Here is a 25,814-nt window from a genome sequence, read left to right as displayed (position 1 = left end):
ACGCCCATGAGTAAACGCAAACCGACATCGTCAATTCGCAGCGGGGGCATGGGTCGCGGTCTGGCAATGTCGCTGGCGGGGTTGCGAGCCGGTGGTGCCTTCGCCCTTGACGGCGCGCTGGCGCGCCTGCGCCCGGGCGGTGAGGCGCAAGCGGAAGCCGGCGACTCCGAATTCCTGCGCCGCGAGGCCCGCCGGTTCGTCGCCGAGCTGGGGCGGCTCAAGGGCACCTATGTGAAGATCGGCCAGATGTTCGCACTGCTGGGGGAGCACTTTCTGCCCCGTGCGCTGACGGATGCCCTGCAGGAGCTGAATGCCGCCACCGAACCGCTGCCCTGGGCTGAGATTGAGCCCGCGCTGCGCGCCAGTCTCGGTGTGCGCCTGGATGAGCTCGAGGTCGAGCATGAGGCATTGGCTGCCGCTTCCCTGGCCCAGGTGCATCGTGCAACCGTGCGCGCAAGCGGCGAGCATATCTGCCTCAAGGTGCAGTATCCCGGCCTGCGCGATGTGATCGACAGCGATTTCGACACCGTGGTGCGCATGTTGCTTCTGGCGCGCTGGTTACCGGCAGGACGTCAGCTGGATGACTGGCTGGAGGCCATGCGTCAGCACCTGCACCATGAAATTGACTATCAGCGCGAGGCCCGGCTGGGCGATCTGATGGCGCACCATGTGAACGCAACGGGTGCCGCCCCCGGCTGTTGTGCCTATCATGTGCCCCGGCGCCATGCGCGTTACTGCGCCAGCGACGTTCTGGCGCTGGAGTATATCGACGGCCATCTGGTGACGGATGCGGCGGTGAGCAGGCTGTCGCAGCGCCGGCGCAACGCGCTGGGCCGCGGTATGCTTGATCTGTTCTTTCGCGAACTCTATTCCTGGGGCCTGCTTCAGACCGACCCGAATTTCGGCAATTACCTGATTCGCCGTGAGGCGCGCAGCGACCAGCTGGTGCTGCTGGACTTCGGCTCCACGCTTGAGTGCGAAGCACACTTCCTGCAGCACCTGGGCGGGGCGATTGCCGCCGGTCTGGAGCAAGATCGCGAGGCCTTGCTCGACAGCCTCATAGGCCTGGGGTGTTTGAACGAAGGGAGCAGCGCCTACGCGCGGGATACGTTTATCGATTTCTGTTTTGCCCTGCTGGAGCCGCTGCGTCCCCCCGCCCAACTGCCCGCGGAGTACCTCAACGCGGAGGGCGATTACTGCTGGGGTCGCTCGCAGTTGTTGCGCCGTGCGGGCAAACGCGCCGCCAGTTCAGCCGCATCGCTGGATTTTGCCACCCCCTCCCGTGATTTTGCCCTCATCGCCCGCAAGCTCACCGGGGTGTTCACGTTCATTGCGGTGCTCGACGCACAGTTCAACGGGCACGCGCTGGTGGCGCCGCATATCGCGCGCTGGCGCAGGGGGGGCGTATGACGGGTCGCGACAAGGAACGCCCGGTGCCCGCGGGCCGCCTGCGCCGTCTGGCGGGCATGGCGCGTCTCGCCGGCGGTGTCGCGGGGGGCATGCTGGCAGAGGGCGAGCGCCAGCTGCGCGCTGGCAAGCGCCCCAAGGTGCGCGACATGCTGCTGACGCCGGGCAACGCGCGCCGCGTTACCCGTGAACTTTCTCGCATGCGTGGCGCGGCGATGAAATTGGGGCAGATTCTGTCCATGGATACCGGTGACTTGCTGCCCCGGGAGCTCGCGGAAATTCTTGCACGGTTGCGCGCCGATGCGGATGCCATGCCGCGCCAGCAACTTGAAGCCGCGTTGCTGGGTGCCTACGGCAAGCGCTGGGATCCCGCCCTGTACGATTTCCACTGGCAACCACTGGCGGCGGCATCCATTGGCCAGGTACACCGGATTCGCGCGCCCGACGGGCGCCAGGCGGTACTCAAGATCCAGTATCCGGGTGTGGCAGACAGCATCGATAGTGATGTCGATAACGTGGCGAGCCTGCTGCGCATGTCGGGCCTGCTGCCCCGGCAGCTCGATATCGAGCCGCTGCTGGTGGACGTGCGGGCCCAGTTGCGGGAAGAGGCGGATTACCTGCGCGAAGCGAAGTTCCTGCAGCGTTTCCGCGAGGCTCTGGCGCACGATGAGCGCTTCGTGCTGCCCGAGGTGCTACCCGAGTTGACCCGGCGCACGGTGCTGGCGATGACCTATGTGGCGGGGGAGCCCATCGAGACCCTGGCGCTGCAGCCTGCCGAGGAGCGCGACCGGGTGATGACGGCCTTGATCGAGCTGCTGCTTACGGAGCTGTTCTCCCTGCGCCTGGTGCAAACCGATCCCAACTTTGCCAATTACCGCTACCGCGCCAGCGATGGTGCGATCGTCTTGCTCGACTTCGGCGCCACCCGGCGTTTCCGCGCCGGCTTCGTGCGCGACTACGGTAAATTGGCCGCCGCAGCAATGGCTGAGGACCGCGATGGTCTGGCGCGGGCAGCTGAGCGGGTGGGATATGCCATGGGGGACCCTGGTTCTCACTACCGCGAGCTGGTGCTGGACATGCTGCTCCTGGCGCTGGAGCCTCTGCGGCACCCGGGCGCCTATGACTTTGGTGCGTCGGATATGCCGGCGCGGTTGATGGAGCTGGGCCAGTCGGTTTCAGGGTTTCGCGACTTCTGGCAGGCGCCACCTACCGATGCCATCTACTTCCATCGCAAGTTGGGTGGCCTGTTTATGCTCGCGCACCGGCTACGGGCGCGCGTTGATGTGGCGACACTCATGGCGGAGCATATCCGCACGCCCTAGCGCAGTGTGGCGTGGTCCTGGCGCACGCCGCCCAACCAGGTTGCCGCAACCTCTAGCGTTGTGCCCAGCAGTACCATGTCGGCACGGGCGCCGGGCTGCAGGTGACCCCGTGTCTTATCGCCGACCACCCTCGCCGGGTAACGCGAGGCCATACGCAGGCACTCATCAAGTGCCAGGCCCACCACCTCATGGCAGTAGCGCACGGCGTCCGCCAGGCCGATGGCGCTGCCTGCGAGGGCGCCTTCTGCATTGACCAAGCGGCCGTCGCGTTGCACGATTCGCTCCCCGTACAGCGTGAACCAGTGCTGCCCCCCCGCCACGGTGGCCATCGCGTCGCTGACCAGAAACAGGCGTCCGGGGCTGGCGCAGCGCTGTGCGATACGAATGCTTGCCGGGTGTACGTGGTGGCCATCGGCAATGATACCCAGCCAGTCTGGTGTGCCATCCAGTGCCGCGCCGGTCACACCGGGTTCCCGGGCCGACAGTGGGCTCATGGCATTGAACAGGTGGGTGAAGCCGTTGAGGCCCTCGCCGCGCGCGGTCTGTACCGTCTCGTAGGAGGCATCGCTGTGGCCGGCAAACACCGTGAGCCCCGCGGCGCAGAGTTGGCGGATCTGTCCCGGCGCCATGACCTCCGGGGCGACCGTCAGCAGGCAACGCAGATCGGACAGGCTACTCAGCCATGCGATGTCCTCTGCACTGCAGTTGCGCAAGCGGTCGCCGCGGTGTGTGCCGCGACGGCTGGGGGCGAAAAATGGCCCCTCGATGTGCAGTCCGAGCACGCCGGCCGCGGCGGCTTCACTGCTGGCCTGAGCGGCGCGCACTGCGTTTGCGCCGGCGCGCATGACGCTGGCGGTATCGCTGAGCAGCGTGGGTAGCAGCGCCGTCGTGCCGCAGCGCCGGTGACTGGAAGTCATGTGCAGCACGGTTTCCACGGTAGGCGCGTTATTGAACAGAAGGCCGCCACCGCCATTGGCCTGCAGGTCAACAAACCCGGGCGCCAGGGTGCCCTCACGCAGCGTTTCGCAGGGCAGGGTGGGAGGCAGGCTGGCACGGGTCAGCACTCCGGTGACATGCTCGCCAGCCAGCAACAGCGCGCTGTCGTAATGCCATTTTTCGCCGTCAAACAGGCGCGGTGCACTAATCGCGCGGTCAGCTGTTGCGGTGTCCATGGCCCAGTGTCCTGTCCGAATTGCGCCCGGCTAGAGGAGGTCGGGCACGAGTAAACTAGCGTACATTAGTGGTATGCTTTCGCCAAATATCGGTGCCCATTTCGGTGCAACCGCCAATAACAAAAGAGGTTATGCATGCGCTCACGTGCCTTGTTAGGACTTTCCCTGTGCTGCGTGCTGGCTGCCTGCACCGATGGCAACGATCTGGTGGCGCCCCCGCCGCCCCCTCCCGAACCGGAGCTCACCTACTCCGCTGAGATTCGTCGTACCGAGTACGGCATTCCGCATATCCGCGCCGAGGACTGGGGCAGCCTCGGTTATGGTTTTGGCTACGCGTATGCGCAGGACAATTACTGTGTCGCCATGCGTGAAATCGTGTTTGCCGCGGGCCGCTCAGCGGAACTCATGGGCGAGGACATGGGCAATATCGAGTCGGACTTCCTGTTCCGCTTTCTCAACGGCGATAAAGATGCCTTTGCCGAGGAGTTCGTGTCGGCGTTGCCGCAGTTTGCGCGTGACCTCGCCGCCGGGTATAGCCGCGGTATGAACCGGTACCTGGAAGAAACGGGGCTGGATAACCTGCCCGAGGGGGAATATGGCTGTCGCAACGCGGACTGGGTCTACCCCATCGACAGTGTCGACCTCTTTCTCTTCCTGCGCCGTGAAGCCCTGCGTGGCAGCTCGGAACAGGGTCTGTTCCGCCGTGCCATCCTCGCCACTACGGGCCCGGATGAGGGCGCTGCCCCGGCACCCGATGCGCTGGATGAGGCTGCGCGAGCGCTGGAAGCCGCAGCCGCTGAGCTGCGCGACATTGATCGTGGCAGCAACGGTCTGGCGCTGGGACGCGATGCCACGCGCAACGGCAAGGGAATGCTGTTGGGTAACCCCCACCAGCCCTGGTTCGGCAGTGGCGCCTGGTACCAGGCGCACCTGACTCTGCCCGGTGTTTACGATGTCGCCGGCGCGGCGCTTCACGGTTTTCCCTTCATCGGCATCGGCTTCAACCAGGACGTGGCCTGGACACACACGGTATCGCTAGCCAACCGCTTCAGCCTGTACGAGTTGAAGCTCAACCCCGATAACCCCCTGCAGTATGACTATGACGGCGAGTGGCGTGATATTGATCCGCAAACCGTCACCATCCAGGTGCGCCAGCCGGACGGCAGCCTGCAGGACCGGGAACAGGTGTTTTATGTCTCCCAATACGGGCCGGTGGTCAATCTCAAGGGCGTGACACCGCTGCTGGACGGCTGGCCAATGTTCAATGGTTCGGTACTCGCCTTCCGTGATGCCAATATTCTCACCGGCATCCGCGGCATAGAGCAGTGGATCAACAAGGGGCAGGCCAGATCCATCGCGGAATATGTGGAGGCGTTGCAGAGCATCGGTAACCCGGTGTTCCATGAGTTGGCGGCTGATCGAGCCGGTCAGGCATTCTATGGCGAGCTCTCGGCAGTACCGTTCGTCACCCAGGCCCAGCTGGACCGCTGCATTAACGGTGTGGTGGGACCCTTGCTGGCGGCGGCAACCACCAATGTCATTCTATCGCTGGATGGCTCGGATCCGGCCTGTGAGTGGGGTACGGACCCGGAGGCCCCCGCAGGGAGCAATCTCTATGGCGGATCCAGTCTGCCGCAACTGTTAACCACAGACTACGTTGGCAACAGCAACAATAGCTACTGGTTGTCCGATGCCAATAATCCGCTGCAGGGTTTCCCGGTGATCATGGGGCCTGTGGGCCACGAGGGGCAGCAACAGTTCCTGCGCACCCGCATCGGGCACATCATGGTAGAGGAGCGCAAGCAGGCAACGGACGGCCTGGACCCGGAGCCCCTGTTCGACCTGACGACCCTCAAGGGCCTGATGTACGCCAACCGTGTGTACGGTGCCGAGGTGGTGCTGGACGACGTGTTGGCGGTGTGTGCAACCGAGGCCGCAACGCCCGTGCTGCAGGCCTGCAATGTGCTCGCGAGCTGGGACCGACGGGTGAATGCGGACAGCCGCGGTGCCCAGATTTTCACCGAGTTCTGGAAAGTTATCACTGACCAGCTTGGCAACAGCTTTCAGAATGTCGTGCAGAGCGATGAGTTCTGGGCGCTGGATTTCAATCCGGAAGATCCGTTGCACACTCCCGCCGGCATTGACCTGGCCGTCGCGGCCAACTCGACGCGGGTGGTCGCAGCCCTGACGTTAGCCAGTGAGCGACTTGCCACCGCGGGTGTACCGCTGGATGCGCCCTGGGGTGAGGTGCAGGTGCTGGAGCGCAACGGTGTGCGTGTGCCGATTCACGGAGGCTCCGGCACCATGGGGGTTTATGGCGCGATCAGCGCGAACCTGGTGGAGTCGGGCTATGTGAACCCCCGCAGCGGCAATTCTTACATTCAGGCTGTCACCTGGGATGATTCGGAGTGCCCCATAGCCGATGTGATTCTGGTGCCCTCACAGTCCACTAACCCTGCATCGCCGCATTTTGCCGACCAAACCGAGCTCTATGCGAACAAGCAGTGGGTGCGCTTCCCCTACTGTGAGGCGGATATCGCGGCGCGCCAGATTGGCGAGACGCTGCTGCTGCAGGAGTAGCCGGCGGCCCGTGTCCCGTCAGTGGTCTGGCCGCTGGCGGGCCGCGTAGCAAGGGCATGTCTACTCCACGACTCATTCTGGTGCTGGGTGACCAGCTGTCCCTCGCCAATCCCGCCATTGCCAGCGCTGATCCTGCCGCGGATCAGGTGCTGCTGGCGGAAGTGGCGGAGGAAGCGCATTACGTGCCGCACAACCGGCACAAGATTGCGCTGATTTTTTCCGCCATGCGGCATTTTGGCAACGCCCTGCGCGATCGCGGTTTTCAGGTGCACTACATTCGCTTTGCAGAGGGTGTGCCGAGTTTGCAGGCGGCGCTGGCGCGCGTGCTCGAAAGCCATCCCTGCACTGCGGTGCGTGTCTGTGAGCCGGGTGAATACCGCCTGCGCGAGGTGATGGCAGGTTGGGAGCAGGCTCTGGGCGTGTCTCTTGAAGTGCTCGAAGACAGCCGTTTTCTTGCCAGCCACAAAACGTTTCGCGACTGGGCGGCGGGGCGCAAACAGCTGCGTATGGAGTATTTTTACCGCGCCATGCGCCAGCGCTACGGCGTGCTGCTGGAGCCCGATGGGCAACCCGCCGGCGGGCGCTGGAACTACGATCAGGAGAACCGGGTTGGCTGGCGCGGCCAGCGGGATATCCCGCCGCGTCGTGCGCTGAAGCAGTCCGCTGTCACGCGGGAAGTACTCGCCGACGTCGCCAAGGCCTTCCCGGACAACCCGGGTGACCTCGCGCAGTTCAACTATGCCTGCACGGCCGCGGAGGCCCGCGCGGAGTTCGACTGGTTTCTCGAGTATGCCTTGGCGGATTTTGGTCGCTACCAGGATGGACTGGTGGAAGAGTCACCCTGGGTGTTTCACGGCAAGATTTCCATGTACCTCAATATCGGCCTGCTGGAGCCGTTGGAGCTGTGCAGTGACGTGGAGCAGGCCTGGCGCGACGATCGCTGCAGCCTGGCTGCCGCCGAGGGCTTCATCCGCCAGATACTCGGCTGGCGGGAGTATGTGCGCGGTGTTTACTGGCTGTTGATGCCCGAGTATGCCGAGGGCAACAGCCTCGACGCCCACAACCCGCTGCCCGACTTTTTCTGGACCGCGCAAACCGACCTCAGGTGCCTGCAACGCGCGCTGGAACAGAGCCTGGAGCTCGGTTACGCACATCACATCCAGCGGCTGATGGTGATCGGCAATTTTGCCCTGCTGGCGGGCCTGGATGTAAAGGCTGTGTGCGAGTGGTATCTGGCAGTGTACGCGGATGCCTTTGAGTGGGTGGAGCTGCCCAATACCCTTGGCATGGCCCTGCACGCGGATGGCGGCGTGATGGCTAGCAAGCCCTACGCTGCCAGCGGCAAGTATATCCAGCGCCAGGGAAATCACTGCAAGGACTGCCGCTACTCACCCTCGCGCATGACAGGGGAAGGTGCCTGCCCCTACAACGCCCTGTACTGGCGCTTTATCGACCGGCACATGGATGCTCTGTCGCAGAACCCTCGCATGAGTCTGATTACCGCGAACTGGCGCAAGCGGAAAGCGTCCGAGCGCGAGGCTATCGTCGCCTGGGGTGATCAGGCGCTGCAGCAGCTGCTGGAACCTGCGTCTTGATCGTGTGCCGGTTGCTGGCACAGCGGCGTGAGCAGTAGCGCACCTGCTCCCAGTTGAGACGCCAGCGCGCGCGCCACTGGAAGGGCCTTTCACAGACCGGGCACAGCTTGCTGGGCCGCTCAGTCCGGCTCATGGCCGTTTCCTGCGGTGTCGGGCGGCAGCGGCCAGTCAGCGGCATCGGTCACATACAGCGGCTGCTTGGGTCGGTGTCCGCCCCACTTGGTGGTAAACAGACCGTCGGGGTCGTGCTCGGCGGCCTGTTTTTCCTGATGGAAACGACGCCCGCCGCGGGGGTCGCAGCCCACTCCGGCGATGTACTGCCAGTTGCCGTAGTTGCTGCCCACATCGTAATCGATCAGATGTTTCTCGAAGAAGGCCGCGCCGTAGCGCCAGTCCAGGCCGAGCTCATGTATCAGGCAGCTCGCGCTGATTTGCCGCCCACGATTGCTCATCCAGCCCGTGGCGAGGAGTTGCCGCTGCAGTGCATTGACCAGCGGGAAATCGGTATCTCCCTGACACCAGCGCGCGAAGGCCCGCGGGTCGAAGGTGCAGAACCGGTTGTTGCGGCCCGTGCCAAGGCCGTCGAAACGGAATAGCAGGTGACGGTCATGCAGGGCCCGCCAGTGGAAAAACTCGCGCCACAGCAGTTCGAAAATCAGCCATTGTGTGGACTCATTGGCGGCGTGTGTTTGCTCGAAGCGGTACACGGTGTGAGCCACTTCCCGTGCCGAAAGCGCGCCGCCGGCCAGCCAGGGGGAGAGGGTGCTGGACCCTGCCAGGGGGTCCAGGTCATTGCGGGTGAGCTTGTAGCGGCTGATGGCCTGCTCGCCGAATGTGAATTGCGCCAGCCTGCGCTGCCCGGCGGCACTGCCGCCGCGTAAGGGCAGTGCGGTGTGTGGGGCCACGGGGGAGGCTGGCAAGGCTGGAAAGGCCAGGCCCCCGGGTGGGGGCGGTAGCTGCGTGGGCGCGCTGGCCGGTGCGTCAACCGGCAGCGCCTCGACTGCCCGGCGAAAGGGTGTGAATTGCCGTGGCAGGTCTTCGAGCGCGAAGGGCAGTTGCTGGCGGTTGAAGAGGGTGTTGCCGCCGTGCACCTGCAAGGGAACGGGCAGGCGCTCGCGCACACGCTCCAGCTGCTGTGCTTCATACACGCCGGGACAGCGGCTGGTACCTACCCGGTCGATGCGGTACTGGCGAACGAGCTCGGGCAGCAGCGTCTCCGGCTGGCCGGCGAGGAACAGCAAGTCCTGGCCGAGCGCTGCGAGCTGCTCACGCAGGTCCTGCAAATGCTCGAGTATTACCCGCTGACGTTGTTTGCCGATACCACGCAGATTGCACCAGGGCCTCGGTTCCTGCCAGATGTAGACCAGCAGTAGCTCCGAAGCTGCGGTGTGGGCCAGCAACCCGGGATTGTCCTGCAGGCGCAGGTCGTTCTGTAACCAGTAAAGTTCGCGCATGATTCCGACTTTCGGGGATGTCTTGGGTTTACGCAAGTCAGCCGGGGGTAGATTGTCGATAGCAATTGGAGCGTTCGGGGATTGCCCGCAAAGCGCCCCGGGCGCGCCGCGGTTTGCCGTCATAGTTGCTCTTTCGCGGCTGGTGTTGCCGGGATGGCTGGTATACGCTGCCGCGCAGACGCCTAGCCCTTCTGGAGCCCCGCATGACCACCAGCAATGCCCTTTTGCAACCGGTTACCCTGGGAAATCTCGCGCTGCGCAACCGGGTGGTGATGGCGCCGATGACGCGCAATTTTTCACCGGGCAATGTGCCTGGCGACGCCGTGGTCGAGTACTACCGGCGCCGGGCTGAAGGGGTACCGGCCTGATTATCACCGAGGGCACCTGCGTCGGCCACATTGCGGCGAACGGCTACCCGGACGTGCCGTACTTCCACGGTGAGGAGCGCCTCGCCGGCTGGCGTCGTGTCGCGGATGCGGTACACGCCGAGGGCGGCAAGATTGCACCGCAGCTCTGGCACGTGGGCGGCATGCGCAGTGCCGGCGTCATGCCCGAAGGGGATGTGCCGGGTCATACGCCGTCGGGCATGAATGTGCCCGGAAAGGTGAGCCGTCATGTGATGACCCAGCAGGATATCAACGACGTGGTGGCCGCGTTTGCCCGCGCGGCGGCTGATGCGAGAGCCTGTGGGTTTGACGCGGTCGAGTTGCACGGCGCACACGGCTACCTGATCGACCAGTTTTTCTGGGAAGGAACGAATCAGCGCGAGGATGCCTACGGCGGCAGCCTGGCCAAACGCAGCCGGTTTGCCGTGGAAGTCATCGAGGCGGTGCGCGCCGCTGTCGGCGTGGATTTCCCCATTATTTTCCGTTTCTCGCAGTGGAAACAGCAGGACTTCAGTGCGCGCCTGGTGCACACCGCCGCCGAACTCGGAGCATTCCTGGCGCCCCTGAGCGCGGCCGGCGTGGATATTTTTCACTGCTCCACCCGCCGCTTCTGGGAGCCCGAGTTCGAAGGTTCTGCGCTGAACCTGGCAGGATGGACCCGGCAGATAACGGGCAAACCCACCATCACGGTAGGCAGTGTCGGGCTCAATGCTGACTTTATCCCCAAGCCCGGCGAAACCACGTTTCGCGAAGCGGAACCCGCCAGCCTGGATGAGTTGCTGCGTCGGCTGGAGGCACAGGAGTTCGACCTGGTGGCGGTGGGACGTGCGCTGATTGCCAACCCCGACTGGGTGCAGCGTGTGACTGCGGACGACCTGGCCCGGGTACGCGCTTTTCGCAAAGAAGACCTTGCCAACCTCGCGTGAGGGAGCTGCCCTATGTACAAAACCATTATCGTTGTTGATGAAGAAGATTTCGCGCTGTCCACAGATGACCTTGAGGTTGTCTCCTTCGAGCGCTATCTGGTCGATTTCCCCAAACGCAATGAGCCCAAGACCCGGCTCATCAATCTTTGCGACACCGAGTATTACCTGAGCCGGGGCTATTACTGTTCCCTGTTGGCCGAGGCGCGTCAACACAAGGTGTTGCCCAGCGTCAGTGCGATCAATGATCTGCGTGACCTCACGCTCGGCCCGGATGACGAGGTGAACCTCGCGGCGTTTGACGCGGGTTCCCTGCAGGTGGGTGAAACACGGGAATTCCTCGCCTATTTCGGCTGGACTGAGGATGAACGCTGGCGCAAGCCGGTGCGCAACCTGTTCGAGCGCTATCCGGCGCCTATACTCCGGTTTCGCCTGGCTCTCGAAGACGGTCGCCCCTGCTTGACGATTCGCCGCCACGGCTACACGCACCTCTCGGAAGCGGAGCGGGGGCTGTTTCAGCAGCGGCTGAAAACCTTCACCGAGCAGGTATGGCGCACCTCTGGAAACCGCAAGCCGCTGCGCTGGGATCTCGCGATTCTGGTGAATCCGGATGAGGCCATTCCACCCAGCGATGCCGAGGCCATAAAGCGCTTCATCAAGGCGGCCGCGAAGTTGGGCATGCACGCGGAAACCATTACCGCGCAGCAGGCCGGGCAGATCGCCCAGTACGATGCCCTGTTCATTCGTGAAACCACGGCCATCGACCACCACACCTACCGCCTGGCGCGCAAGGCCGAGCGGGAAGGCCTGGTGGTCATTGACGACTCTGCATCCATTCTGCGCTGCTGTAACAAGGTCTTTCTGCACGATGCCTTCAGTTACCACCGGGTGCCCTCGCTGAAGACGCGCACGGTTATTGGTACCTCGGAAGCCGAGCTGGACGAGATCGAAGCCCAGTTCAGCTACCCCTGCATTCTCAAGCTGCCAGAGGGTGCGTTTTCCAAGGGGATCTACAAGGTTGCAAACCGGGACGAGCTCGCCCAGCGTTTGCGCGAATTGCTCAGCAACACCGCTCTGGTGCTGGTGCAAGAGTACATGTACACCGATTTCGACTGGCGCGTGGGAGTGCTTGCAGGCCGTGCCATCTATGCCTGCCGCTACCACATGGCACGTGACCACTGGCAAATCTACAACCACGGAGCCAAGCGCTTCTCCTCCGGTGGTTACGAGACCCTGCCCACTTTTGAAGTGCCTAAAGTGGTGCTGGATGCGGCACTGAAGGCCTCCCGCGTAGTGGGTAAAGGCCTCTATGGCGTCGACATCAAGCAGAAAGGCCAGCAGGTCTATGTCATGGAAGTCAACGACAACCCGAGCATTGAGCACGATGTCGAGGACGCGTACCTGGGCAAGGAGCTGTACATGCTGATCATGGCCGAGTTTCAGCAACGTCTGGAGCAGCGTGGCCGTTGAGCGCGCTAACCACCCGTGTTGTCGAACCCCCACGGTCTACCGCCAGTGGGCTGTTTTCGCGTATGGCCGGTGATTTGCGTGACCGGGGTTACAGTGTCTGCCCTGGTGCCCTGCCGACAGCACTTGCAGGTGGCTTGCTTGCCCACCTGCACAGCATGAGTGAGGCCCGGTTCACCCCGGCGGGGGTGGGCCGCGAGCACGGCCATACATTGAACAGTTTTGTGCGTACGGACGAAATCTGCTGGATCAATGGGGAATCCGCAGCCGGGCGAGACTGGTTGGCCTGGACCACTGCGTTGCAGCAGCACTTGAATCGCGAGTTGCTGCTCGGATTGTTTTCCTTTGAGAGTCACTTTGCTCATTACCGCCCCGGCGACTTTTACCGCAAGCATGTCGATGCCTTTCGTGGCGAGGCCAACCGTGTGTTGTCAGTGGTGGCTTACCTGAACCCGGGCTGGCAGACGGGCGATGGCGGCGAACTGCGCCTGTATACAGGGGCGGAGGACAGTTCACTGTTATCGGTGCAACCCCTGCATGGTACGGTGGTGGTATTTCTTAGCGAGGAGTTTCCCCATGAAGTGTTGCCGGCCAGCCGCGACCGCTACTCTATCGCCGGTTGGTTTCGCGTCAACGGTTCAACCGCAGACCGTGTTGACCCACCTCGCTAACCCACGCGACTTTCGCCACCCCACGCAACTCTTGCAATCCGCACAGGAGCCAAAACAGTGAACGCACAGCATGCTGATGCCCTCTCGACTTTTATGGACGAAATTGAGCGCCGCAACCCGGGTGAGCCCGAATTTTCTCAGGCGGTGCACGAAGTGGCGATGGATATCGTGCCTTACATTGCGGACAAGCCGGTCTACCAGGAACTGAAAATTCTGGAGCGTATGGCCGAACCGGACCGTATCGTGACCTTCCGGGTGGTCTGGGAAAACGACCACGGCGAGGTCTGCGTCAACCGGGGCTTCCGGGTACAGCAGAACAATGCGATTGGCCCCTACAAGGGCGGTATTCGTTTCCATCCCTCGGTCAACCAGTCGGTGCTGAAGTTCCTCGCCTTCGAGCAGGTGTTCAAGAACAGCCTGACCGGTTTGCCCATGGGCGGCGGCAAGGGCGGTGCCGATTTCGACCCCAAGGGCAAGAGTGAGCGGGAGATCATGCGCTTCTGCCAGGCGTTCATGACCGAGCTGTACAAGCACATCGGCCCGAATACTGACGTGCCGGCGGGTGATATCGGCGTGGGTGGACGTGAAGTCGGCTACATGTTTGGTCAGTACAAACGTATTGTGAATCGCTTCGAAGGTGTCCTCACGGGCAAGTCGCTGGAGTTTGGCGGCAGCCGTATTCGCGCGGAGGCCACAGGTTACGGCGCGGTCTACATGATGGAGGAAATGCTGTCGCACCATAAGGAAAGCATCGAGGGCAAAACCTGTGTGGTGTCCGGCGCGGGGAATGTGGCCACCTATTGTGCGGAAAAGCTGATCGGCATGGGTGGCAAGGTAGTCACCATGTCGGATTCCGGGGGGTTCGTGCATGACCCGGAAGGGCTGACGATGGACAAACTGCAGTGGATCATGGACCTCAAGAACCGGCGCCGCGGACGCATCGAAGAGTATGCGCGGGAGTTCAGTGATGTGACGTACCACGAGGGCGAGCGCCCCTGGCAGGTACCCTGCGACCTGGCCTTTCCCTGTGCCACGCAGAACGAAATCGACGCGGATGATGCCAGGCATCTGATAGAGAACGGCTGCCGGGGTATCTCGGAAGGCGCCAACATGCCTGCGACCACCGAGGCCATCCGGCTCATACAATCGGCAAAGGATGTGTTGCACGCACCGGGCAAGGCCGCGAACGCGGGCGGGGTGGCGGTGTCCGGCCTGGAGATGAGCCAGAACAGCCTGCGTCTGCAGTGGAGTCGCGCTGAAGTCGATCAGCACCTGCGCAGCATCATTCGCGGCATTCATGACCAGTGCGTGGAGTTCGGTACCGCCGCAGACGGCCACGTGGACTACTTCAAGGGTGCCAACATCGCCGGATTCAACAAGGTGGCAGCCGCCATGATTGCTTACGGGGTGATGTAGGCCGCGCCCGCCGGCCGGCCCCCGCAGCAGGCCGCCCGCCGCTCAGAGCCTGGGCACGGCCGCCAGCAGCTCCTGAGTATAGGGGTGAGCGGGTGCGGTAAGAATCTGTTCTGCCGTGCCCTGTTCCACCAGTTTACCGCGCTGCATCACACCCACCTTGTGGGCGAGGCCAGGCACAATCGACAAATCGTGCGTGATGAACAGGTAGGACACACCGAACTCGCGTTGCAGCTCAGCCAGCAGCTCCAGCACTTCCGCACGAATGGAAACGTCCAGCGCACTGGTCGGCTCGTCGCAGATAATCAGTTCAGGGTCTACCGCCAGTGCACGCGCAATGGCGATGCGCTGCAGCTGCCCGCCGGAGAATTCGTGCGGATAGCGGTTGGCGTGCTCCGCCCCCAATTGCACTCTCTGCAACAGGGCTTGAATACGCTCGCGACGTGCCTCCTCGGAAAGCCCCAGGCCCAGGCTGATCATGCCCTCGGCAATAATGTCACCCACGGTCATGCGCGGGTTCATGGAGGAAAAGGGATTCTGGAAAATCACCTGTATCTGCTTGCGGTAGGGCAGCATCGCGTTGCGCCCCAGCCCCTCAATGGCCTCCCCCCGAAAGCGTATCTGGCCGCCGGCTATCGCCTCCAGGTTCAGTACGGCGCGCCCCAGGGTGGATTTACCGCTGCCGGATTCGCCTACCAAGGCATAGGTTTCACCACGGCCGATGGTCAGTGATACCCCATCCACCGCACGGGTGTAGTCCACCACCCGTTGCAGCAGGCCACGACGGATTGGAAAGTGTACCTTCACCTCCTGCAGTTCCAGCAGTGGCGCTTCCGCCGCGGCTTCCCGGAACTGGGTCAGGTCGGGCAGGGCATCGATCAGGCGTTGGCTATAGGCCTGCTGCGGGTGCTGGAAGAAGTCTTCCACGCTGGCGCGCTCGATCAGCTCGCCCCGGTACATCACGGCCACCTCGTCAGCCGTGTTCTTGACGACCCCCATGTCATGGGTAATCAGCAGCACGGCCAGTTGCCGGGAGCGGGTGAGTTCGCGTATCAGGTTCAGTACCTGCAGCTGAATGGTCACGTCCAGAGCGGTGGTGGGCTCGTCGGCAATCAATACATCCGGTTCGCAGGCCAGGGCCATGGCGATCATCACCCGCTGCTGCTGCCCGCCTGAGAGCTGGTGGGGGAAGAAGTCGAAGCGCTGCTCCGGGTCGGGGATGCCCACCTCGCGAAACAGGGCCACCACGCGTTCACGCAGTGCCGCGCCGCGCAGCCGGGTGTGCAACTGCAGGGTTTCGGCGACCTGTTTGCCCACGGTCTGTACCGGGTTCAGTGCACTCATGGCGTTCTGGAAGATCATCGCGACCCGGCGCCCGCGCACCTCCTGCATGCGGGCCTCGGACAGGCCGAAGAGGTCCTGCCCTGCCACGTCCACGCTGCCCCCGCTGATGCGCAGGGCATCCGGGAGCAGGCGCATGGCGGCCAGAGACGTTACCGACTTGCCGCTGCCGGATTCGCCGACCAGGGCAAACACCTTGCCGGCCCGTAATTCAAAACTGACGCCCTTGACGATGGCCGCACCTGTGTCCGCGAGCGTCACGGTCAGGTCGCGTACCTGTAGGCAGACGGTGCCCGGCGCAGGCCGGCTGTGCTGTGCCTCGCTCATGCCTCTGCCCTCCGCAGGCTGGTGCGGGGGTCAAAGGCATCGCGCACCAGGTCGGAAAACAGGTTGGCGGCAAGCACCAGAATGAACATGAAGAAGAATGCCCCGGTGAGTGTCCACCAGATCGTGGGTTCCCGTGACAGCTCGGAGCGGGCCCCGTTGATCATGTTGCCCCAACTGCCCATGGACGGATCCACACCCACGCCGATATAGGACAGCACGGCCTCCGCCAGTACCAGCGCGCTGAAGTCGAGAACGAAGGTGATGAGGATAATGTGCACCACGTTGGGCAATACGTGTCGGCCGAGGATGCGGCTGTGGCTCACGCCAAAAGCATGTGCCGCTTGCACGTAGCCCAGCTGGCTGATTTTCAGTGTCTCCGCGCGTATCAGGCGGCACAGGGTCGACCAGCTGGTGACACCCAGAATGAAGCAGAGTGCGATGAACTTGGCGTCTGCCTTTTCCATGCCTACGGCAAAAAAGTCCGGATTGAGGTCGATGTACACCTGGAACAGCAGTACGGACGCTGCAATCAGCAGGATGCCCGGAATGGAGCTCAGCGTGGTGTACAGATACTGCACCACATCGTCCACCCAGCCCTTGAAGTAGCCGGCCATCACGCCGAGTGTGACGGCGATAGGCAGCATCACCAGCGTCGCCAGGGTGCCCAACAACACGCCGGTTCGAATGCCCTTGAGAGACTGGTACAGCACATCGGCGCCGCCCTGGTCCGTGCCCAGAATATGGTAGTGGTGGCTGATGCTCACTGTCCACGCGCCCGCGCAGAGAATCACGCCCTGGGTGAGCCAGGAAGCAGCCCAGGGCAGGGCGCTGCCTCGCAGCAGAAGCCACTGGGGCGTGATGACCAGCGCGCACAGCAACAGGCCCCAGAGCAGGGCGCTGACACTCTTGACGAGAATGTCCGCCGTGCGCTCATCGGGGTGGGCCAGGTGTTGCCCGGCGTGGCGCAGGGGCGGAAAGTCGCGAATGTCGCGGCCGCTGGCATCCTTGATATTTTCTTTCTCGAAGGACAACAGCGCAAAGGGGGCCGAGTAGGTGCGCTCGAAGCGATCACCCATGCCGCCAGTGAGGACGTCGAACACACTGCTGACCTTGTTGTCGTAGAACACCTCCTGCGTTGCCAGACTCTCCGGGTTCTCCAGAGCGCGCCGGAAATGCAGCGAGTCGAGGAGGGCGACCAGGATATAAGCGGCAATGATGGTGAATGCCACCATGCCCAACCGCGAACTGAATACCTCAGCCCAGCGTTCGCGGGTCTGTGGGTCATGGCGCAGTCGCCAGAAAAACAGCGCGAGGGAAATCACCAGCAGGAAAATCAGCGCATCGGACCAGAGCAGAACGGGTTTCATCGTTGCCAGACTCATCAGGACAGCCGGACCCGGGGGTCAGCCCAGGTGTAGGAAATATCGGTCAGCAACAACCCGACGATATAGAGGATGGAGCCGATAAACACCATGCTGCGCACAATGGCAAAGTCCTGTGAATTGATGGCGTCCAGCATGTAGCTACCGAGCCCGGGTATGCCGAAAAACGACTCGATCAGCAGGCTGCCCATGAACAGGGAAGGAATCAGCACCACCACGCCGGTGAGTATGGGAATGAGCGCGTTGGGCAGGATATGCCGGAACAGGATGGACAGTTCGCTGCAGCCCTTGGCGCGCGCCGTGCGCACGTAGTCCTGGTTCGCCTCCTCAAGAAACAAGGTGCGGTACCAGCGCGCGCCAGCGCCGATGCCGGCGACCACACCTACCAATACGGGAAGGACAAGGAATTTCCACACCTGGCCTTCGGTATGGAAACCGGATATGGGCACAAGGCGCCAAGTCTTGGCCACCAGGAACTGCCCGCCAATGATGTAGAAAAGGTAGGAAATGGACATCAACGCCACAAATACGAATACCGCGCCACGGTCCAGCCGGGTACCGCGAAACATGACGACCATCAGTGCGACACAAATATTGACGCCAATACCCACAAGGAAGGTGGGCAGGGCTACCGCGAGGCTGGGCCACATGCGGGTGGCGACATCGGTGGTGATGTCACGGCCACTCTCCGAGCGCCCGAAGTCGAAGGCGAACAGGCGCACGGACTTGTCGAAGAAAATGGTGTCGGTGACCTGTCCCACGCCGGCCGCCTGTGAGTTGAGAAACAGAGGCTTGTCGTAGCCGTTCTTCTGCTTCCAGTTTGCAATCGCCTCCGGGGTGACATACTTGTCGCCGAGTTGGGAGGCGGCCATGTCATCGGGTGAATTGACCACGAAAAACAGGGTGAAGGTGAGCAGGTTGACGCCGATCAAAATCGGAATGGCATAGAGCAGGCGGCGCACGATATAGGCAAACATGTGGTCGCTCCAGTTATTGGCGGGCCGTCGCACGCAGGCGGCGGCGGTAGGCGATAACGCCGGGTAGCAGCAGCGCGATCAGCAAAGCGCTCATGGCGTACAGCGGCCAGATGACGGGCTGGTTCCATTCCTCGCGCTTGCGCTCGCGCAGCTCGTCGTCAATGCGCACGTACTTCAACGTGTTTTTGGAAATGCCGTGGCGCTTGTTGTTGTGCACCCAGGGGTTGTTCAGGTAGATGTCTTTCGGGTAGTAGCCGAACAGCCAGACGGCGTCCTCGCGGTAGAGCTCGACCATGCGGGCGACCAGCGCATCCCGTTCCGTGCCGGGCGGCAGAACGCGCATCTGGCGGAACAACTCGTCGTATTCCGGTCGCTCGTAACTGGCATTGTTGGCGCCATCGCACTGGCAGATCAGCGGGCTTTCGGGGCCGTAAAGCAGGAACAGGAAATTTTCCGGGTCCGGGTAGTCCGCCAGCCAGCCGTGGGAGAAAATCTGCGTGTTGCCGGTCAGCAGCTTCTCTCGCGTGCGGTTCCAGTCCGCCGGGCGGTATTCCACCTGCACGCCAATACGGCCGAAGGCCCGGTCCATCCAGTTCATACTGGTGCTGGATATCGCCTGGCTCTGCACATCAATGAAGATTTTCAGGGGCTCACCGGTGCGTGCATCGCGACCATTGGGGTAACCTGCTTCGGCCAGCAGCTGCTTCGCATGCGCGATCGACTTGCGCTGTGGTGCGCCGTCTACCCAGTCATAGACGTACGGATTGATGCCGGCTTCACCTTCCACGAACCCGGGTATGCCCGGAGGAATGGGCGACTGGGCGGGGATACCGTTGCCCTTGTAGAAGATGTTGAGGTATTCCTCGGTATCGAAGGCGATCTGCAGTGCGCGGCGCAATTTGCGCCGTTCCTCGCTGTAGCCGCCGAGCACCGGGTCGCGCATGTTGAAGCCATAGTAATAGATCGCGGGTTTCACATCGGGGGCTACCGTGATGCCGTGCTCGGCGAGCTCTGCCCCCAGCTCAACGCCGTCGGGGCCTACCACGAACGCCTGGTCGAACACGCGATTGGTGTTGCCGTGGCTTTCACCCGAGCGGTCGTAGTAGCCCTGCAGGAACTTGGTCCACAGCGACAGCACCTCTTTTTCCAGCCTGAACACGGCGCGGTCGATCAGCGGCAGGCGCTTGCCCGCATCAGCCAGCCGGCCCTGCTCGGCGTCGCCCGGTGCCCCCTCGGTGGGGAAATAGTCTTCGCGGAAGTTGGGATTGCGCTCCAGCACGATCTCGCTGTTCGGGTCGTTCTTCACCATCATGAAAGGGCCGCTGCCCACCGGCCACCAGTCCAGTGTGAGGTTGCGGTCAAGAAAGCCGGGGTTGTGGAAGAAGCGATCCACCTCGGGGGCGATGGGCGAAAAGAAGTGCATGGCCAGCCAGTAGCTGAACTGCGGATAGCGGCCCTTGATGGTAATGCGAAAGGTGCGCTCATCGACCACCTCCAGGCCATCCATGCGGTACTGATCGAGGTTCACCCAGCCATCGCGGGGGATGTCCTTGAGGCGCTCGGAGAATGCCTCCATCCCCACAATGTACTGCGCCATGAAGCCGAGCATGGGCGAGGCATTGAACGGGTCGGCCAGCCGTTTGATGGCATAGGCATAATCATTGGCGGCGACGGGCCGTGAACCCAACTCGGGAAAATCGCTGATCTGCCGATATTGTCGTCCCGCGGCGGGATCTGTGAAGCGGTAGCGAGGGTTGCCCTGGTCATCGAGCGCGAAGGCGGGATGAGGTTGGTAGCGGGCATCGGCGCGCACGGTCATTTCATAGACCGAAAAGGCGACCGCTTCTGTATCGGGGTCAACGGGCTCGCCCGCGGCGTTGGTGTAGCTGATCAGCGGAAAGTCTTCCACGCCCAGTGGCAGCAGTTCGTAGGGCCGTTTCAGGTAGTGGTAACCCATCGGTGGTTCGTAGATCTGCATCAGGAACAGCGATTCATCCGCGGCGTAGGACAGTGCCGGGTCCAGATGTTTGGGCGGCAGGGGTGACATCACTGACTGGTAGGTCAGCAGGCCGGGAGGGCTTTCGGGGTTGGGGTTGTTCCAGGGGCCATCGCTGCACCCCGGCAGAAGCGCGGCGCCAAGCAGCAGTGTGGCGCGCGTGCAGAGAGCGGCGAATCTGGAGAGCATACCGGTGAATCCGAGTGACAGGCAGCATCCATGTTAGCAGTAAACACACCACCGGTTAACCATCGCTGCGCAGGCGAGGTAGAATGCTTCCCCGGAGGCGCCATGCGAAACTTTTGTTTAATCCTTGTGTTGGGTGTACTGATGACGGGTTGTAGCCGTAATGCGGTTGTGCCGCCGCCCGGGCCATTGCAGCCCGGAGTGTCGCTGGCGCTGGCCGAGGCGCGCGCCCAGCGTGTGACCGACATTCACTACCGTGTGCACCTGAACGTTCCGGAGGCCGCTGCGGAGCCCATTGCCGGGCGCAGCGATATCCGCTTCCATCTCGCGGACGTCAAGCAGTCGCTGGCACTGGATTTTCGGGCCGAGAGCACGGCGCTGCACAGCGTTGAGGTGAATGGCGCAACGCTCCCGGCGGTTATAGACACCGAGCATGTTGTGCTTCCCGCCAGTGCGCTGCAAAGTGGTGAGAACCGCGTGGTACTGGAATTCACGGCGGGTGATAGCGCCCTGAACCGCAACCCGGATTATCTCTACACCCTGTTTGTCCCCGACCGGGCGCGTACGGCGCTACCGCTCTTCGACCAGCCGGACCTGAAAGCACGTTGGACCCTGAGTCTCGACTTGCCCGTCAGCTGGGAGGCTGTTGCCAACGGCCCGCGGTTGACCGTTGTCGATGCCGGCGAGCGGCGCCTGCACCACTTTGCCGCGAGCGAACCGATCAGCTCCTATCTATTCGGTTTTGTTGCGGGCCGCTTCCAGGCCGTAACCCGGGAATGGCGCGGGCAGGGCATGACGCTGTTGCACCGGGAAACCGATAGCGACAAGCTCGCCCGCAACCTGGATGACATCTTTCGCCAACACCGCGAAGCGGTGGCCTGGCTGGAGGATTACACCGGCGTACCCTTTCCCTTCGAGAAGCTCGATTTCGCGCTTGTTCCGGCGTTCCAGTACGGCGGCATGGAACACGTTGGCGCTATTCAATACCGCGCCGAACTGTTGTTGCTCGACGAAAACCCGACCGATGATGATCGCCTGCGCCGGGCCAGCCTGATTGCACACGAGGTGGCGCACATGTGGTTCGGCAATCTGGTGACGATGCGCTGGTTCAACGATGTTTGGACCAAGGAAGTGTTTGCCAACTTCATGGCCGCGAAGATGGTGAATCCGGTTTTTCCGGAGATTGACCACGAGCTGAATTTTCTCCTGCGGCATTACCCACCGGCCTATGCGGTGGACCGCTCTGCCGGCGCCAACCCCATTCGCCAGCAGCTGGATAACCTGAACGAAGCGGGGCAGATGTATGGCCCCATTATCTACAACAAGGCGCCCATCATGATGCGTCAGCTGGAGTCTTTGCTGGGGGCCGAAGCGTTCCGCGCGGGCCTGGCCGATTACCTGCAGCGCTTTGCCTACGATAACGCGACCTGGCCCGCGCTGGTCACAATTCTGGACCAGCGCACCGACCTGGACCTTGTAGCCTGGAGCGACAGCTGGGTGCACCGCGCCGGTTTCCCGGACGCGGCACAGCAGGCAGAGGACGCCGCCCTGTTCTATGGACCACAAGTTGCCGAGCTCGCGCAGATGAGGCAGTGGGCGCAGCTGCCGCCCGTAGCGCGTGGTCGCCTGTTGCTCAACCTGTTTGAAGCGGTGCTCGCGGGCGGGGTATCACCGCAGGCCTACGCGGCTGAGTTGTTGCCGTTGGTGGCAACGGAACAGAACCAGTTGCTCCTGCAAACGCTGCTGGAACAGCTGGGTTGGATGCAGCAAACGCTGTTGTCGGATACCGCCGGTGCGCGCCTGCAGCCAGAACTGGAGGCGGTGCTCTGGCAGGCGATGGACACCTCTGCAGATGCGGGACGAACGCGCCTGGTGTTCGAGAGTTTGACGCGACTGGCGCGGCAACCGGCCAGTCTGCAGCGCCTCTATGCGGTGTGGCGTGGTGAGTCGTCGCTGGCGGGCCTGACGCTGGCAGAGCGCGACCGCATTCGTCTAGCGGAACGGCTGGCCGTGGCGTTGCCTGAGCAAGCGCATGCGATCATTGCCCAGCAGCTGGCGCAGATCGAGAACCCCGACAGCCGGCGTCGCCTTGCCTTTATTGCCCCGGCGCTGTCAGCGGATGTTGCGGTACGCGATGCGTTTTTTGCCAGCCTCGCCGATCCTGCACAGCGCGCCACGGAAAACTGGGTTGTGGATGCTGTGGGCTATCTTCACCATCCCCTGCGGATCGCCCATGCCGAGCGTTACATTGAACCCAGCCTGGAATGGCTGCAGGAAATTCAGGTAACCGGAGACATCTTCTTCCCTTCCGCCTGGCTGCAGGCCACGCTGCAATATCATCATTCACCGCGGGCGGTTGGCACGGTGCAGCGCTTTTTGCAGGAGCGTCCGGGTTACAACGCGCAATTGCGAATGAAGATCCTGCAGGCGCTGGATATGCCCCAGAGGGCCATGCGCCTGCGGCAATGAAAAAGGGCCGGGAGCTTGCGCCGCCGGCCCTTGCAGTTCGCGCGATAAACGCTAGAAGGTGTACACCGCGTCGAAGCCGAAGGTGCGCGGCTGCCCCCAGGTGTTGCCGGCCCAGCCGAGTGTGCCGAAGTCGATACCCCACTCGCGGTACTCTTTGTCGGTCAGGTTACGCACCCAGGCTGACAGGCGCAGGTCGCCGTTCTCGCCCATGCTGAGTTCATCCAGTGTGATGCGTGCGTTGAGCAGGGTGCGCGCCTCGGACGCGTCAAACGTGTTCTGGAAAGGGTGAAAAACCATGCTGTCGGTGTAGGCGACATCCAGTCGAGCACTCAGGCGCCCCATGCCAGTGTTGGCGGTGGAGTACTGCAGGCCGAGCGACGCGGTGTTCTCGGGCGCACGCGTGACGGTAACCACATCCTTGATGTTCTCAATCTGGTTGGTCACCGGGTTACGGGCGTTGTACTCGTCGAACTCCGCATCGAGATAGCCGTAGTTCATGTCCACGGACACGGTTTCGGTCAGCAGTGCGATCACTTCCAGCTCAAGGCCCATGTAGGTCGCTTCACCGGCGTTGGTGATGCGGCTGGAGGCGCCGCCACTGCCGGCTTCAAACACCGCGATCTGCATATCCTTGTAGTTGTTGTAGAACACCGCACCGTTGACGCGCAGGCGGCGGTCCAGCCAGTCGGACTTCATGCCCAGCTCGTAGGAGTCCAGTGTCTCCTCTTCGTAGGGCTCTTCCCAGGCCGTGGCACTGGATGCCCGGCTGTTGAAGCCACCGCCGTTGTAGCCCGTGGAGTAGGTAGCGTAGACGTTCATGTCCGGGCTGATCGAGTAGTTGGCCGTCAGCAGGTAGCTGATGTTGTCCCAGGTGTCTTCGTTGGTGAACCGGTCATCGAAGCTGACATGGTTCAAGCCTTCATTGAACAGGAAGGCTTCGCGATCATCCTCGGTGTAACGCAAGCCGGCGGTGATATCCAGCTGGTCGGTCAGGGAGTAGGTTGCCTGGCCATACACCGCCGTGGACTCGGAGGTCTGCCCGTAGATGAAGTCCTGGAAGCCGTTCAGGTTGGGATCAGCACCCGGGAACGGGAAGGGCAGCGGCAGCCGCTGGCTGCCCTGGCAGACCGGGCCGGTGCCGAAGTCGTCACAGAAACCCGCTCCGATAAAGGCACCGCCTACGGCACTGTCTACCAGGAAATTGATCGGTAGTACGAAGCTTTGCGGGTTGTCCTGATAGACTTCTTCCTCGAAGAGGAATACGCCCACGGTGTACTGCAGGCGGTCATTAAATGCATCGCCGATGATCTGGAACTCATGGCTCTCCATTTCAATCCAGCCTTCGGGGATGCCGGCCTGGAAGCCTTGGGTGGGGATTTCCGCGCCACCGCCGTAGAACAGGTCACGCATGGTGTAAGCGCCGCCGTCGAGGTCGGTGGAGTCGTACCCGGAGTCGGTGTCGCGGTTGGCATAGATGTATTTCAGTGTGAATGGTTCCAGCTCCCAGGCCACGGTCAGGTTGTGGCCCTGCACCTCCAGCCACTCTTCGCTGGACCCTTCCAGGGTGAACTGTTCGCGGCGCTTGGTGGGGTCACCCACGGTTGCCGCCATCTGCTGGAAAATCTCGCCGCCCAGGAACGTGTAGGGGAACGGCGTTGTGGTAAATCCGTTGTAGATCGAGTCTTTTACCTTGGTGACCTGAAAAGGTGTTGGTACCCCGGTGTTGTCGGTGTCATCGTAGGCGTAGTCGATGGTCAGGCCATCGGTGGGTTCCAGGCGCAGCGCCAGGCGGTAAGACGAGTTGTCCTCGCTTGCCAGATCCGGGTTGACGCCGGGGAAGTCGTTGGTGGCCCAGCCGTCGTATTCCATTTTGCTGCCGGAGATTTTCACCGACAGCATGTCCGCCATTTGCGGCAGGTCGACAGAGCCTGTAACGCGGCGATAACCGTCGTTGCCCACGCTCGCCTCAAGCCGTCCCCCGAATTCGCCGGTGGGCTTGCGCGTGGTCACGTTAATGGCGCCCCCGGTGCTATTGCGCCCGAACAGTGTTCCCTGGGGGCCGCGCAGCACTTCGATGGACTGCAGGTCGACGATATCAAAAATTGCGCCGACCGTTTTGCTCATGTAGACGCCGTCGAGGTAGAAACTGGTCTTCGGATCGGTCATCAGTGAGGTTTCGCCACTGCCCACACCGCGAATGTAGATGGACATGTTCGAGTTGGAAGACGGTTGCTTCTGCACGTTGGTGTTCGGTACGAACCCGTTGAGGTCGGTCACGTTGTAAATGCCGAGGTCGGCGATCTGCTCGGCGTTGAATGCCGTGACGGCAATGGGCGTTTCCTGCAACAGCGTTTCCCGGCGCTGTGCGGTGACCACGACTTCTTCCAGTGCCAGATTCTGGGCCTGAGCCAGGGAGATGAACGGAAACGATGTAGCGGCAATCAATGCGGCCGCAATGGGGGTGTGCATGTATCTCGGCATGGTAAGGCTCCGTAATCGTTATTATGAGCGTCCCGGAGGGGCGCCTGGGTACCCTGGCCAACACGGTGTGTTGGCTTGTGCAGTTATTGTGTGTTATCGAAAACCTGCAACCGCAGTTTAACTTTGCTTGTGCCTGTGGCGTCAAGTACCGGAGGTGTAAAAATTTACGCCCGTGTCGCGATAGCCCCTGCCGGATAGTCGAATGAGCCAAATTGGTGCGCTTGCCAGAGTGAAAATGACGAATACCAGCAACAGTGATTGCGGG

The 25,814-nt window shown here is 62.4% G+C and carries 16 protein-coding genes and 1 pseudogene; 9 read left to right on the top strand and 8 right to left on the bottom strand.

What is annotated here, in order from left to right; genetic code table 11:
• Positions 1 to 6 precede the first annotated feature (6 nt).
• Entirely contained in the window at positions 7 to 1,410 is a 1,404-nt protein-coding gene (locus EGJ68_RS15920; protein ID WP_123035541.1) for an ABC1 kinase family protein, read from the top strand.
• Positions 1,407 to 2,729, top strand: a complete 1,323-nt coding sequence (locus EGJ68_RS15915; RefSeq protein ID WP_123035540.1) for an ABC1 kinase family protein — start codon at positions 1,407 to 1,409, stop codon at positions 2,727 to 2,729. The genes EGJ68_RS15920 and EGJ68_RS15915 overlap by 4 nt, the downstream gene beginning before the upstream one ends.
• Here EGJ68_RS15915 and nagA read toward each other — a convergent pair.
• Positions 2,726 to 3,901, bottom strand: a complete 1,176-nt coding sequence (gene nagA / locus EGJ68_RS15910) for an N-acetylglucosamine-6-phosphate deacetylase (protein WP_123035539.1) — start codon at positions 3,899 to 3,901, stop codon at positions 2,726 to 2,728. The two genes, EGJ68_RS15915 and nagA, sit on opposite strands and share 4 nt — an antisense overlap.
• A gap of 135 nt (positions 3,902 to 4,036) precedes the next feature.
• Here nagA and EGJ68_RS15905 point away from each other — a divergent pair, with 135 nt between their 5' ends.
• Both EGJ68_RS15905 and EGJ68_RS15900 read left to right on the top strand, forming a co-directional pair.
• Positions 4,037 to 6,481 (top strand): penicillin acylase family protein, encoded by a 2,445-nt coding sequence (locus EGJ68_RS15905; RefSeq protein WP_123035538.1) that lies wholly within the window; start codon positions 4,037 to 4,039, stop codon positions 6,479 to 6,481.
• 56 nt (positions 6,482 to 6,537) lie between these two features.
• Complete coding sequence (locus tag EGJ68_RS15900; protein ID WP_123035537.1) at positions 6,538 to 8,076, top strand: cryptochrome/photolyase family protein; 1,539 nt, start codon at positions 6,538 to 6,540, stop codon at positions 8,074 to 8,076.
• Here the strand turns inward: EGJ68_RS15900 and EGJ68_RS15895 are convergent.
• Both EGJ68_RS15895 and EGJ68_RS15890 read right to left on the bottom strand, forming a co-directional pair.
• Positions 8,021 to 8,209, bottom strand: a complete 189-nt coding sequence (locus EGJ68_RS15895) for a DUF2256 domain-containing protein (protein ID WP_123035536.1) — start codon at positions 8,207 to 8,209, stop codon at positions 8,021 to 8,023. The two genes, EGJ68_RS15900 and EGJ68_RS15895, sit on opposite strands and share 56 nt — an antisense overlap.
• Complete coding sequence (locus EGJ68_RS15890; RefSeq protein WP_123035535.1) at positions 8,196 to 9,530, bottom strand: DASH family cryptochrome; 1,335 nt, start codon at positions 9,528 to 9,530, stop codon at positions 8,196 to 8,198. The genes EGJ68_RS15895 and EGJ68_RS15890 overlap by 14 nt, the downstream gene beginning before the upstream one ends.
• 203 nt (positions 9,531 to 9,733) lie before the next feature.
• On the opposite strand from EGJ68_RS15890, the pseudogene EGJ68_RS15885 reads away from it, so the two are divergent.
• The 4 genes and pseudogenes from EGJ68_RS15885 to gdhA all read left to right on the top strand — a co-directional run bounded on the left by EGJ68_RS15885 (position 9,734) and on the right by gdhA (position 14,393).
• Positions 9,734 to 10,842, top strand: a pseudogene (locus EGJ68_RS15885) (NADH:flavin oxidoreductase).
• A 12-nt stretch (positions 10,843 to 10,854) separates the two neighbouring features.
• Complete coding sequence (locus EGJ68_RS15880; protein ID WP_123035534.1) at positions 10,855 to 12,309, top strand: RimK family protein; 1,455 nt, start codon at positions 10,855 to 10,857, stop codon at positions 12,307 to 12,309.
• Positions 12,306 to 12,977 carry a 2OG-Fe(II) oxygenase gene (locus EGJ68_RS15875; protein WP_233248863.1) on the top strand — a complete coding sequence of 224 codons (672 nt, stop codon included), beginning with the start codon at positions 12,306 to 12,308 and terminating at the stop codon, positions 12,975 to 12,977. The genes EGJ68_RS15880 and EGJ68_RS15875 overlap by 4 nt, the downstream gene beginning before the upstream one ends.
• A 57-nt stretch (positions 12,978 to 13,034) precedes the next feature.
• The gene (gene gdhA / locus EGJ68_RS15870) at positions 13,035 to 14,393 is read left to right on the top strand and encodes an NADP-specific glutamate dehydrogenase (RefSeq protein WP_269845674.1); all 1,359 of its coding nucleotides are present in this window, start codon (positions 13,035 to 13,037) and stop codon (positions 14,391 to 14,393) included.
• A 42-nt stretch (positions 14,394 to 14,435) separates the two neighbouring features.
• Here gdhA and EGJ68_RS15865 read toward each other — a convergent pair whose 3' ends face one another.
• Genes EGJ68_RS15865 through EGJ68_RS15850 form a run of 4 tightly spaced genes read right to left on the bottom strand, consistent with a single transcriptional unit; the run spans position 14,436 to position 20,602 of the window.
• On the bottom strand, positions 14,436 to 16,058 hold the full coding sequence (locus EGJ68_RS15865; RefSeq protein WP_123035532.1) for an ABC transporter ATP-binding protein: 1,623 nt from the start codon (positions 16,056 to 16,058) through the stop codon (positions 14,436 to 14,438).
• Positions 16,055 to 17,440, bottom strand: a complete 1,386-nt coding sequence (locus EGJ68_RS15860; protein WP_233248862.1) for an ABC transporter permease — start codon at positions 17,438 to 17,440, stop codon at positions 16,055 to 16,057. The genes EGJ68_RS15865 and EGJ68_RS15860 overlap by 4 nt, the downstream gene beginning before the upstream one ends.
• Positions 17,440 to 18,417 carry an ABC transporter permease gene (locus tag EGJ68_RS15855; protein WP_123035531.1) on the bottom strand — a complete coding sequence of 326 codons (978 nt, stop codon included), beginning with the start codon at positions 18,415 to 18,417 and terminating at the stop codon, positions 17,440 to 17,442. Before EGJ68_RS15855 ends, EGJ68_RS15860 begins: the two co-directional genes overlap by 1 nt.
• Before the next feature lie 13 nt (positions 18,418 to 18,430).
• Positions 18,431 to 20,602, bottom strand: a complete 2,172-nt coding sequence (locus tag EGJ68_RS15850) for an ABC transporter substrate-binding protein (RefSeq protein WP_233248861.1) — start codon at positions 20,600 to 20,602, stop codon at positions 18,431 to 18,433.
• Between the two features lie 141 nt (positions 20,603 to 20,743).
• Between EGJ68_RS15850 and EGJ68_RS15845 the strand changes: the two genes are divergently transcribed.
• Entirely contained in the window at positions 20,744 to 23,068 is a 2,325-nt protein-coding gene (locus EGJ68_RS15845) for a M1 family metallopeptidase (protein ID WP_158283714.1), read from the top strand.
• Between the two features lie 51 nt (positions 23,069 to 23,119).
• Here the strand turns inward: EGJ68_RS15845 and EGJ68_RS15840 are convergent, their stop codons facing one another.
• Complete coding sequence (locus EGJ68_RS15840) at positions 23,120 to 25,549, bottom strand: TonB-dependent receptor (protein WP_123035529.1); 2,430 nt, start codon at positions 25,547 to 25,549, stop codon at positions 23,120 to 23,122.
• Between the last annotated feature and the right edge of the window lie 265 nt (positions 25,550 to 25,814).

It is taken from the genome of Haliea alexandrii, from assembly GCF_003719295.1.
GTDB classification, from domain to species: domain Bacteria; phylum Pseudomonadota; class Gammaproteobacteria; order Pseudomonadales; family Halieaceae; genus Haliea; species Haliea alexandrii.
Note: the sequence above shows the minus strand (reverse complement) of the source record. Positions and strands in the feature narration are given on the sequence as shown.